This is a genomic window from Micromonospora sp. NPDC005367, assembly GCF_040606825.1.
Classification (GTDB): domain Bacteria; phylum Actinomycetota; class Actinomycetes; order Mycobacteriales; family Micromonosporaceae; genus Micromonospora.
This window is the reverse complement of record NZ_JBEXFP010000066.1, coordinates 1-12089: the sequence shown is the minus strand read 5'-3', so window position 1 is coordinate 12089 and position 12089 is coordinate 1. Positions and strand designations below refer to the sequence as shown.

The 12089-nt window shown below is 71.8% G+C and carries 7 protein-coding genes; 3 read left to right on the top strand and 4 right to left on the bottom strand.

The genetic code is table 11. The features are described from left to right. Nucleotides 1–2: 2 nt before the first annotated feature. Nucleotides 3–1679, bottom strand: a complete 1677-nt coding sequence (ettA, locus tag ABZS42_RS29500) for an energy-dependent translational throttle protein EttA (protein ID WP_355150804.1) — start codon at nucleotides 1677–1679, stop codon at nucleotides 3–5. 344 nt (nucleotides 1680–2023) lie between these two features. On the opposite strand from ettA, the gene ABZS42_RS29495 reads away from it, so the two are divergent. Both ABZS42_RS29495 and otsB read left to right on the top strand, forming a co-directional pair. Continuing rightward, the gene (locus ABZS42_RS29495; RefSeq protein ID WP_355150802.1) at nucleotides 2024–3424 is read left to right on the top strand and encodes a trehalose-6-phosphate synthase; all 1401 of its coding nucleotides are present in this window, start codon (nucleotides 2024–2026) and stop codon (nucleotides 3422–3424) included. Nucleotides 3425–3459: 35 nt separating this feature from the next. Further along, the gene (gene otsB, locus ABZS42_RS29490) at nucleotides 3460–6021 is read left to right on the top strand and encodes a trehalose-phosphatase (RefSeq protein WP_355150847.1); all 2562 of its coding nucleotides are present in this window, start codon (nucleotides 3460–3462) and stop codon (nucleotides 6019–6021) included. 158 nt (nucleotides 6022–6179) lie between these two features. Here otsB and cobA read toward each other — a convergent pair whose 3' ends face one another. The 3 genes from cobA to cobC form a co-directional block, all read right to left on the bottom strand. Further along, a complete protein-coding gene (gene cobA / locus ABZS42_RS29485) occupies nucleotides 6180–7409 on the bottom strand; it encodes a uroporphyrinogen-III C-methyltransferase (RefSeq protein WP_355150800.1) in 1230 nt (409 codons plus the stop codon). A 64-nt stretch (nucleotides 7410–7473) separates the two neighbouring features. Beyond that, nucleotides 7474–8574, bottom strand: coding sequence for a nicotinate-nucleotide--dimethylbenzimidazole phosphoribosyltransferase (cobT, locus tag ABZS42_RS29480; RefSeq protein WP_355150845.1), 1101 nt, complete (start codon nucleotides 8572–8574; stop codon nucleotides 7474–7476). Then, on the bottom strand, nucleotides 8574–9716 hold the full coding sequence (gene cobC / locus ABZS42_RS29475) for an Rv2231c family pyridoxal phosphate-dependent protein CobC (protein ID WP_355150798.1): 1143 nt from the start codon (nucleotides 9714–9716) through the stop codon (nucleotides 8574–8576). Before cobC ends, cobT begins: the two co-directional genes overlap by 1 nt. Nucleotides 9717–9848: 132 nt before the next feature. Here cobC and ABZS42_RS29470 point away from each other — a divergent pair, with 132 nt between their 5' ends. Next, nucleotides 9849–11975 (top strand): transglycosylase domain-containing protein, encoded by a 2127-nt coding sequence (locus tag ABZS42_RS29470; RefSeq protein WP_355150796.1) that lies wholly within the window; start codon nucleotides 9849–9851, stop codon nucleotides 11973–11975. Nucleotides 11976–12089: the final 114 nt, after the last annotated feature.

Below are 12089 nucleotides of genomic sequence, written 5' to 3'. Positions count from 1 at the left end.
GCTCAGTCGCGCGTCAGCTTGCGGTACGTCACCCGGTGCGGCCGCGCCGCCTCGGCCCCGAGCCGGTCGATCTTGTTCTTCTCGTACGCCTCGAAGTTGCCCTCGAACCAGAACCACTTCGCCGGGTTCTGGTCGTCGCCCTCCCAGGCCAGGATGTGCGTGGCGACCCGGTCGAGGAACATCCGGTCGTGCGAGATGACCACGGCGCAGCCGGGGAACTCCAGCAGCGCGTTCTCCAGGCTGGAGAGGGTCTCCACGTCCAGGTCGTTCGTCGGCTCGTCGAGCAGGATCACGTTGCCGCCGATCTTGAGGGTCAGCGCCAGGTTGAGCCGGTTCCGCTCGCCGCCGGAGAGCACCTTGGTCGGCTTCTGCTGGTCCGGACCCTTGAAGCCGAACGCGGCGATGTACGCCCGGGACGGCATCTCGACCTTGCCCACCATAAGGTGGTCCAGCCCGTCGGAGACGACCTCCCAGACGGTCTTGTCGCCGTCGAGGCCCTGCCGGTTCTGGTCGACGTACGACAGCGAGACGGTGGGGCCGACGTTGACGTCGCCGTCGGTCGGCTGCTCCAGCCCGACGATGGTCTTGAACAGGGTGGTCTTGCCGACGCCGTTCGGGCCGATGATGCCGACGATGCCGTTGCGCGGCAGCGAGAACGACAGGTTGTCGATCAGCAGCCGGTCTCCGAAGCCCTTGCGAAGGGTGTGCGCCTCGATGACCGTGCTGCCCAGGCGCGGGCCCGGCGGGATCTGGATCTCCTCGAAGTCCAGCTTCCGGGTCTTCTCCGCCTCGGCGGCCATCTCGTCGTAGCGGTCCAGGCGGGCCTTGGACTTGGTCTGCCGGGCCTTGGCGTTGGAGCGGACCCACTCCAGCTCGTCGGAGAGGCGCTTCTTCATCTTGGCGTCGCGGCGACCCTCGACGGCCAGCCGGGCGGCCTTCTTCTCCAGGTAGGTGGAGTAGTTGCCCTCGTACGGGTACGCCCGGCCGCGGTCCAGCTCGAGGATCCAGTTGGCCACGTTGTCCAGGAAGTACCGGTCGTGGGTGATCGCGATCACTGTGCCTGCGTACTTGGCCAGGTGCTGCTCCAGCCACTGGACGCTCTCCGCGTCCAGGTGGTTGGTGGGCTCGTCGAGCAGCAGCAGGTCGGGGGCCTCCAGCAGCAGCTTGCAGAGCGCCACCCGCCGGCGCTCACCACCGGAGAGCTGGGTCACGTCGGCGTCCGGCGGCGGGCAGCGCAGCGCGTCCATCGCCAGTTCGAGCTTGGAGTCGATGTCCCAGGCGTCGAGGTGGTCCAGCTCCTCCTGGAGCTTGCCCATCTCCGCCATCAGCTCGTCGGAGTAGTCGGTGGCCATCTGCTCGGCGATCTTGTTGAACCGCTCCAGCTTGGCCTTGGTCTCGGCGACCGCCTCCTCGACGTTTCCGAGGACGGTCTTGGCGTCGTTGAGCGGGGGCTCCTGGGCGAGCATGCCGACGGTGAAGCCGGGCATCAGCCGCGCCTCGCCGTTGCTCGGCCGGTCAAGCCCTGCCATGATCTTGAGAAGGCTGGACTTACCGGCGCCGTTCGGCCCGACCACACCGATCTTGGCCCCCGGCAGGAAGTTCAGCGTCACGTTGTCCAGCACGACCTTGTCGCCGTGCGCCTTGCGCGCCTTTTCCAGGACGTAGATGAACTGGGCCACGGTGCGGACTACCTCCGTAGGTTTCGACTGGGAGCCGGCGGGCGAGGGCACGGGCGGCGGATGCCGCCGCAGCCGCCGGCCGGGCCGGCCGCACGCCATCGTCAATCCTGACAGGTATTCGACGCCGCGCCCACATCACCCCGCCCGGGCCCACCGCCGCGTCGCGGCTGCTCCGACCCGACGGCCGCCCCGGCGTCGGGCGGGAGCGCGGCTGTTGGCAAGATCACCGGCGGGATTCGGCGAGCGTGGCGAGGGTAGGGAACTCCGGCACGGTCTCCCAGACCTCGCAGCTACGCTCAGTACGCCCATGCGGTTGATCCGCCCAGCACCGGAGGTGGCCGAACGTGACCGTCCGCAGCTCCTTTGTCGTAGTGGCGAACCGCCTGCCGGTCGACGAGGTGAGCACACCCGAGGGGCGGCAGTGGCGGCGCAGCCCGGGCGGTCTGGTGACCGCCCTGCACCCCGTCCTCGCCGAGCACCAGGGCACCTGGGTCGGCTGGGCCGGCGGCACCGGCGCCGCCCCGGAGCCGTTCGACCTGGAGGGCCTCCACCTGCACCCGGTGCCGCTGAGCGCCGAGGAGCTCGAGCGCTACTACGAGGGCCAGTCCAACGCGACGATCTGGCCGCTCTACCACGACGCCGTGGAGACGCCGGTCTACAAGCGTCGCTGGCGTGAGACGTACCGCCTGGTCAACGCCCGGTTCGCGGAGGCCGCGGCGGACGTCGCGGCCGAGGGCGCGACGGTCTGGGTGCAGGACTACCAGCTCCAGCTGGTCCCCGCGATGCTCCGCGAGCTGCGGCCGGATCTGCGCATCGGCTTCTTCCTGCACATTCCGTTCCCGCCCATCGAATTGTTCATGCAGATGCCGTTCCGCACCGAGATCCTGCGCGGGCTGCTCGGCGCCGACCTGGTCGGGTTCCAGCAGCGGCTGGCCGCCCAGAACTTCGTCCGGCTGGCCCGGCACCTGCTCGGGCTGCGCTACGAGGGCCAGATGATCCAGGTCGACGGCCGGCAGGTGAAGGCCGGGGCGTTCCCCATCTCGATCGACACCCGGGAGATGGAGCGGATGGCCGCCGACCCGGCGGTCCAGGCCCGAGCCAAGGAGATCCGGGAGGAACTCGGCAACCCCCGGACGATCATTCTGGGCGTGGACCGGCTGGACTACACCAAGGGCATCGAACTGCGCCTGAAGGCCTTCCGGGAACTGCTGGCCGACGGGAAACTGAGTGTCCCGGACGCGGTCATGGTGCAGGTCGCCACGCCGAGCCGGGAGCGCGTCGAGCACTACCAGGCGCTCCGCGTCAAGGTCGAGCGCGAAGTAGGTCGGATAAATGGCGAATTCGGCAGGGTGGGTGTGCCCGCGGTGCATTATCTCCATCAGTCGTACAGTCGCAGCGAACTCGCCGCGATGTACGTCGCTGCCGACGTCATGATGGTGACCCCGCTGCGAGACGGAATGAATCTGGTGGCCAAGGAGTACGTGGCATCGCGCGCCGACCAGGGCGGCGCCCTCGTGCTCAGCGAGTTCGCCGGGGCAGCGACCGAGCTGCGCCAGGCGTTCCTGTGCAACCCGCACGACCCCGACGCGGTCAAGGATGCCCTGCTGCGGGCCGTGCATGTCGAGAAGCCGGAGGCACGCCGCCGTATGCGGACGATGCAACGCCATCTGCGTACCAACGATGTGGGCCACTGGGCCCAGTCCTTCCTCACCGAGCTCGGTGCTCCCGAGGCGGAGGCCGCGTGAGCACCACTCTGCCCGGTGGCGTCGCCACCGACGTCATGGACCCGGAGCTGCGCACCGCGATCGGCCGGATCGCCCGGGTGCCGCAGCTCCTGATCGCCTGTGACTACGACGGCACCCTGGCGCCGATCGTCGAGGACCCGAGCAAGGCCGTACCCCTGCCCGAATCGGTGGCCGCGATCCGCGCGCTGGCCGCGATGCCGCAGACCACCGTGGCCGTGGTCTCCGGTCGGGCCCTGCGTGACCTGGCCGCGCTGTCCCGGCTGCCCAGCGAGGTGCACCTGGTCGGCAGCCACGGCTCCGAGTTCGACATCGGCTTCGTCGAACGTCTCTCGCCCGAGCTGATCGAGATCCGCAGCCGGCTGCGGGACGCGCTGCGCGAGGTCGCCGCGGCCCACCCGGGCGTACGGCTGGAGCGCAAGCCGGCGAGCGTCGCCGTGCACACCCGCGGGCTGGACCCGCAGATCGCCGCGGCCGCCATCGAGGCGGTCCGCAGCGGCCCCGCGACCTGGGACGGCGTCACCGTCACCCAGGGCAAGGAGGTCATCGAGCTCTCCGTGGTCGCCACCCACAAGGGCACCGCGGTCGACCAGCTGCGCACCCAGCTCTCCGCCAGCGCGGTGCTCTTCATCGGCGACGACGTCACCGACGAGAACGCGTTCGGCAACCTGCACGGCCCGGACGTCGGCATCAAGATCGGCCCCGGCGAGACCCAGGCCCAGTACCGGGTCGCCGAGCCGCTCGAGGCCGCCCGCGCCCTCGGCCTGCTGCTGGAGACCCGCCGGCACTGGCTCTTCGGCGAGCGGGCGGTGCCGATCGAGCGGCACTCGATGCTGGCCAACGGTCGTACCCTCGGGCTGGTCACGCCGGAGGCGAAGATCACTTGGCTCTGCCACCCGAAGCCGGACTCGGCGGCGATCTTCGCCGACCTGGTCGGTGGCAGCCCCGCCGGGCACTTCACCGTCTCACCCGAGCGGGGCGGCATCCCGCTGGGCCAGCGCTACCGTCCCGGCACCATGACCGTGGAGACCCGCTGGTCCGGCCTGACCGTCACCGACTGGCTGGACACGCCCGCCAGCGAGACCACGCCGGACGGGCCGGCCGTCATGGGTGGGGACTCGACGCTGATCCGGGTCCTCAGCGGCACCGCGCGTACGCGGATCGAGTTCGCTCCCCGGCCCGAGTTCGGCCAGGTGGCCGTGCAGCTGCAACCGCTCGACGACGGCCTGCTGGTGCTCGGCTCCAACGAGCCGATCGCGCTCTACTCCCCCGGCGTCGAGTGGGAGATCACCAGCGACGGCGTCTACGAGAGCGCCAAGGCGGTCGTCGACCTCCGCGCCACCGGCGGGCAGGTCGTGCTGGAGATGCGCTTCGGCACGCAGAGCCTGGAGCACCACCGGCTGTCGATCCACGAGCGGCAGGCCGCGGCCGAGCAGCCGTGGAAGGACTGGGTGTCGACGCTCCGGCTGCCCAGCACCGCCCGTGACCTCGTCGTCCGCAGCGCCCTCACGTTGCGCGGTCTCTGCCACGAGCCCAGCGGCTCGATCCTGGCCGCCGCGACCACCTCGCTCCCCGAGGAGCTGGGCGGCGTACGCAACTGGGACTACCGCTACTGCTGGCTGCGGGACGCCGCGCTGAGCGCCCGGTCGCTGGTCGACCTCGGTTCCACCGAGGAGGCCGAGGGGTTGCTGCGCTGGATCGACGGCGTCGTCGAACGCACCGGCGGGCACCCCGAGCGACTGCACCCGCTCTACACCGTGGACGGGTACGAGCTGGGCGCCGAGGCGGTCATCGACACCCTGCCCGGCTACGCCGGCTCCCGGCCGGTACGCGTCGGCAACCTCGCCAACCACCAGCTCCAGCTGGACGTCTTCGGCCCGGTCGCCGATCTGATCGCCGCCGTGGCCGACCTGCGCGGCTCGGTCCGGGAGACGGAGTGGCGGGTGCTGGAGTCGATGGTCGAGGCGGTCAGCCGCCGCTGGCACGAGCCCGACCACGGCATCTGGGAGGCCCGCCTCCCACCGCGGCACCACATCTTCTCGAAGGTGATGTGCTGGATGACCGTGGACCGGGCGCTGCACGTCGTACGGCAGCACGGCGGCGAGGACCGCCCGGAGTGGGTGGACCTGCGCGACCGGATCGCCGCCAACGTGCTGGAGTACGGCTGGCACGAGCACGCCGAGGCGTACAGCGTCGCGTACGGCGACGAGGACATGGACGCCTCCTCACTCTGGATCGGCCTCTCCGGCCTGCTCCCGGGCGACGACCCGCGCTTCCTCTCCACCGTGCTCAAGATCGAGGCCGACCTGCGCAGCGGCCCGGTGGTCTACCGCTACCACTGGGACGACGGCCTGCCCGGCCGGGAGGGCGGCTTCCACATCTGCACGGCGTGGCTCATCGAGGCGTACCTGCGCACCGGTCGGCGCACCGATGCCGAGGAGCTCTTCACCCAGATGATCGACACCGCCGGTCCGACGGGTCTGCTCCCCGAGCAGTACGACCCGCTCGCCGAGCGTGGTCTGGGCAACCACCCGCAGGCGTACAGCCACCTCGGGCTGATCCGCTGCGCTCTGCTGCTGGACAACATGCTCAAGCAGTAACCCGAGCAGCAAGGAACGGCGGCCGGAGGACGTGTCCTCCGGCCGCCGTTCCACACCTGACGTCGATCATGAGGTTGTCGCCGCTCGGGTCGGCGTGCCGCGACCACAACTTCAGGATCGCCACCCGCCCGGCGGGCGGAGGTGGAGCTGGTCGAGGCTCAGGGGGTCAGGGCGGTCACCACGTCGCCGACGACCACCACGGCGGGTGGACGCAGATCGGCGGCCGTGACGTCGGCGGCGACCGCGCCGAGGGTCGAGCGGATCGTCCGCTGTGCGCCCGTGGTGCCCTCCTGCACGACGGCGACGGGGGTCTGGGCGGGGCGGCCGTGCGCGACCAGGGTCGCGGAGATCGCGGCCAGGTTCTTCAACCCCATCAGGATCACCAGCGTGCCGCGGAGCGCGGCGAGCGCGTCCCAGCGCACCAGCGAGGCCGGCGAGTCCGGCGCCACATGCCCGGACACCACCGTGAACTCGTGGGCCACCGCCCGGTGGGTGACCGGCACGCCGGCCACCGCCGGCACCGCGACCGCGCTGGTCACCCCGGGCACCACGGTCACCGGCACGCCGGCCGCCGCACAGGCCAGCAGCTCCTCGCCACCCCGGCCGAAGACGTACGGGTCGCCGCCCTTGAGCCGTACGACGAACCGCCCCGCCGACGCCCGGTCGACGATGATCCGGTTGATCTCCTCCTGGGTACGGGCCGGCCCGTACGGGATCTTGGAGGCGTCGACCAGCTCCACGTCGGCCCGCAGCTCGTCCAGGAGCAGCCCGGGCACCAGCCGGTCGGCGACCACCACCTCCGCCTCGGTGAGCAGCCGCAGCCCCTTCACCGTGATCAGCTCAGGATCTCCCGGCCCGGCGCCGACCAGGGCCACCCGCCCGCCCGGGACGGCCTCCGGGCCCCGGGAGCCCACCGGGTCGGTCGGCAGTGGTCCTCCCGCCGCCAGCAGGTCGCGCACCGCGTCCCGGACGACCATCGCCCGGCGCGGATCGCCGCCGCCGAACACCGCCACGGTCACCGGACCGTGCCGGGTCACCGCAGGTGTCCAGGCGGTCGCGGCAGCCCGGTCGTCGGCGCGCACGCAGAAGATCCGCCGCTGCCCCGCGGCGGCACTGACCGAGGCCGCGGCGAGCGGATCGTCGATCGCGACCTGGACCAGCCAGGCCCCGTCGAGGTCGGCGGGGGTGAACCGGCGCTGCACCCAGCGCAGCCGGCCGGCGTCGACGTGCGCGCGCAGGGCCGGGGTCAGCTCCGGGGCGACCAGCAGCACGTCCGCGCCGGCGTTCAACAGCGCCGGCACCCGCCGGGTGGCGACCGACCCGCCGCCCACCACTACCACCCGCAGCCCGGCCAGCCGCAGCCCGAGCGGGTACGGCGCCTCGCTCACGCCGCCGCCCCCGCCGTGCGAGGGGCCACGTCGCCGGACCGCCGGCCCGGCTCGCTCCACCCGCTCACTTCTCGGCCACGCCCGCGGAGTCGAACGTGGCCACCTCGTGCAGCACCCGGACCGCGCCGGTGACCACCGGCAGGGCCAGCAGCGCGCCGGTGCCCTCACCGAGGCGCAGCCCGAGGTCGATCAGCGGTTCGAGGCCGAGTCGCCGCAGCGCGAGCGTGGCGCCGGGCTCGGCCGAACGGTGCCCGGCGACCATCGCGCCCACCGCGTCCGGGGCGAACGCCGCGGCGGCGAGCGCGGCGGAGCCGGCGATCACCCCATCCAACAGCACCGGGACCCGCCGCGCGGCGGCGCCGAGGATCAGCCCGGCCAGTGCGGCGTGCTCCAGGCCACCGACCGCGGCCAGCACACCCAGCGGGTCACCGGGGTCCGGCCGGTGCCGGTGAAGTGCGGTCCGCACCACCTCGACCTTCCGCCGGTACGTCGGGTCGTCCACACCGGTGCCCCGCCCCGTCGCCTCGGCCGCGTCGACGCCGGTGAAGGCCGCGATGAGCGCGGCGGCCGGAGTGGTGTTTCCGATGCCCATGTCACCGGTGAGGAGGATGTCGGCACCGGCCCCGATCAGCTCGCCGGCGACCCGGATACCCACTTCCACGCCGGCCCGGGCCTCGTCCCGGGTGAGGGCGGCGGTCACCGTGAAGTCCCGCGTGCCCTGCCGGACGGTGGCGCCGACCAACCGGGGCGCGACCGGGTCGAACGGGACCGCCGCAGCGCCGGAAACCGGGTCGGCGGGCGCACCGGGAATCGGGGTGGCCACGCCGACGTCGACGACGGTGACCGTGGCGCCCGCCTGTCGGGCGAACGCGTTGACGACCGCGCCGCCGGCCAGGAAGTTGGCGATCATCTGGGCGGTCACCTCCTGCGGCCAGGGGCTCACCCCCTGGGCGTGCACGCCGTGGTCGCCCGCGAAGATCGCCACAGCGGGAGCGGCGGGCAGCGGGGGCGGACAGCCGCCGGCGAGGCCGGCGAGGCGTACCGACAGCTCCTCCAGGGCGCCGAGCGAACCGGCCGGCTTCGTGAGCCGCCCGTGCAGCTCATGAGCCTCGGCCATGGCGGCCTCGTCCAGCGGCTCGATCGCCGCGATCGTGCTCTCCAGCATCATGCCTCCAGAATCTCGCCCAGTACCCGGGTGAAAGCGTCGGTGGTGGCCCGGTCCCGGACGGCCACCCGCAGCCAGTCGGGCCCGAGACCGGGGAAGGTGTCGCCCCGACGTACCGCCCAACCGCGCTCGCGCAGTCTGACCCGGACCGCCGCGGCGTCCGGCAGGTGGATCAGCACGAACGCGCTCGCCGGTCGGCCGGCGACGCGTACGCCCGGCAGGTCGGCGAGGCGTGCGACCAGGTGGTCGCGGTCGGCGGTGAGCTGCGCGGCGATGGCGCGCTCGGCCTCGACGGCGACGGGGCCGGCGCAGGCGGCGGCCGCAGCCAGCGCGGGCGAGGAGACCGGCCAGAGCGGCTGTACGGCGGCGAGCCGGGCCAGGAGCTCCGGCGCGCCGAGCAGGTAGCCGATCCGGAGCCCGGCCAGTCCCCACGTCTTGGTGAGGCTGCGCACCACAAGCAGACCCGGCAGGTCCCGGCGGGCGGCGAGCGACTCGGGCTCGCCGGGCCGGCCGGGGGCGGCGGTCGTGTCGGCGAAGGCCTCGTCGACCACCAGCACCCGTCCCGGCCTGGCCAGCGCGGCGAGGTCCCCCGCCGGATGCAGCACGGAGGTGGGATTGGTCGGGTTGCCGATCATGACGAGGTCGGCGTCGGCGGGAACCCGGGCCGGGTCCAGCCGGAAGCCGTCGGCGGCGTCGAGCAGGACCCGTTCGGCCTGGTGCCCGGCCGCCCGTAGCGCCGCCTCCGGTTCGGTGAACTGCGGATGTACCACCACCGGGCGGTGTACGCCGCGCAGCGCCTGGGCGATCAGCACGAACCCCTCGGCGGCGCCGGCGGTGAGCAGCACCTCGTCCGGGTCGCGGTGGTGCCGGGCGGCGACCGCGGCCCGGGCCGGCTCGGAGTCCGGATAGCTGGCGAGGTCGGCCAGCGACTCGGTGATCGGTCCGGCGAGCCACGGCGGCAGCGGCGCCCGCCGGACGTTGACCGCGAGGTCCACCAGCCCCTCCCCCACCTCCACGTCGCCGTGGTGACCGAGGTCGTGCTCGGGGTGAGCGGCCGGGTCGACGACGCCGGGGCGGGCCGGCTCGCCGGCGCGGAATGGGACTTCGACGCCCGGGACTGTCCCGCTCGGCTGACCACGCATGTCCGCGATCCTGCCGGGAAGGCGACGCGTGGGACAGCTGATCACGGCGTGGGCCGCGTCACCACCCATTCGCCGTACGGGCGTTTATGAATTCTTCTCATTTCTGAATCGGAAATGTCATAGCTTGACCGTGTGAGCAACCGACCCCTTGCTGCCGCTGGTCGTACCGTTCCTCTTCTCCGCGCCGGCCTCATCGCCGGCATCGTGATCGCCGCCCTCGCCTATCCCCTCGTCGCCGTCACCGGGTTGGGCGCGAAGGCCACCGCGCACGCCACGGAACACAAGAGCAGACTGCTGGCCAAAGCCCTCCCGGCGGAGACCTCGTACCTCTACGCGCCGGACGGCAAGACCGTGCTGACGATGTTCTACGAGGAGTACCGGCAGTACACGAAGCTGTCGGACATGTCGCCGAACATTCAGCAGGCCATCGTGGCCGCCGAGGATTCGCGCTTCTACCAGCACAAGGGCGTCGACCCGAAGGGCGTCGTCCGGGCCTTCGTGGCCAACGCCCACGCCAGCGGGGTGTCCCAGGGCGCGTCCACGCTGACCATGCAGTACGTCCGGATGGCGCTGCGGGACAGCGCGACGACGCCCAAGGAGGTCCAAGAGGCCACCCAGCAGACCAGCCTGCGCAAGATCAAGGAGATGCGGCTGGCGCTGGACCTGGAGAAGGAACTCAGCAAGGAAGAAATCATCGAGCGCTACCTGAACTCGGCGTACTTCGGGCACCGCGCGTACGGCATCTACGCGGCCAGCGAGATCTTCTTCTCCAAGACCCCGAAGGACCTCACCCCGGTCGAGGCGGCGACACTCGCCGGGCTGGTCAAGTCCCCGAGCCAGTACGACCCGGCGACCTCGGACCAGAAGGAGGCCACCGCGCGGCGCAACTACGTCCTCGATCGGATGTCCCAGCTGGGCTACCTCTCCCCGGACGCGGCCACGTCGGCCAAGGCCGAGCCGATCCGGCTCAAGCTCACCAACCCGCCGAACGACTGCGCCGCCGTGCCGGAGAAGTTCAACAGCTGGGGCTTCATCTGCGACTACCTGAAGAACTGGTGGAGCGCTCAGCCCGCGTTCGGGCAGAACCGGCTGGAACGGATGGACAAGCTGCGCCGAGGTGGCTACCGGATCGTGCTCAGCATCGACCCGAAGATCCAGGAGGCGGCCGAGAAGAACCTCGGGGCCGGCACCGGCAGCCCGTTCGCCAACGGCATCGTGCTCAGCGAACCGGGAACCGGACGGGTCAAGGCGATGGCGGTGAACCGGACGTACTCGCTGGACCTGAGCGAGAACCCGCCGAGCTCGAACCCGGAGGCCGGGCCGAAGGTGAAGGCGAACTACCCGAACACGGTGGCGCCGCTGCTCGGCGGCGGTGACCTGCCGGGCTACCAGGCCGGATCCACGTTCAAGATGTTCCCGATGCTGGCCGCCCTCAACGAGGGGATGCCACTGTCCACCTCGTTCAACGCGCCGCACCGGTACCAGTCGGCGATCTACGACGGGTGGGCGCCGACGAACGCGAGCGGCGCGATGACCGGCATGCAGACCATGTGGTCCGGCTTCGGCAAGTCCGTCAACACGTACTTCGTCTGGCTCGAGGAACGGGTCGGCGCGGACAAGGCGGTACACCTCGCCGAACAGCTCGGGCTGCGCTGGCGTACCGACGTCGACCGCGAGCAGGCCTCCCCGTCCAAGGTGAAGAAGTGGGGTGCGTTCACCCTGGGCGTCTCCGACGCGACCCCGCTCGAGATGGCGAACGCCTACGCGACGGTGGCCGCGGACGGCCGGTACTGCGAGGCGATGCCGGTGCAGGGCATCTTCAACCGGGACGGCACACCGACGATGTACACGACCGCCTCCGGCATCAGCCGGGAAGTGGCCAAGCCGCGCTGCCGGCAGGTGGTGACCGCCGACGCCGCCCGGGCGGCCACCGACGCGGCCCGCTGCCCGACCGGGGACACCCCGGCGCGGGGAAGCTGCGGCGGCTGGTCGACGGCGGACAGCGTGCGAGGCACAGTCGGACGGCCGGTCGCCGGCAAGACCGGTACCACGGACAGCACCCGGTCGGCCTGGTTCGTGGGATACACGCCGGAGCTGGCGGCGGCGAGCTTCATCTCCGATCCGGACAACCCGTTCAACGCGGTCGGTGACGGCCAGTCGCAGATCCCGGTCAACGCGGTCGCGGAGACCCTGCGGGACGCCCTGAAGGGCAAACCCACCCGCCAGTTCACCCCACCCAGCGACGCCATCGTCGGCTGACCCCACCCCACCCACCCACTCACCCACCCAGCCACCACCACACCACCACCCGCGACGGTTGATCAAGAGGTTTGCGTCAGGAAATGGCCATTTCCTGACGCAAACCTCTTGATC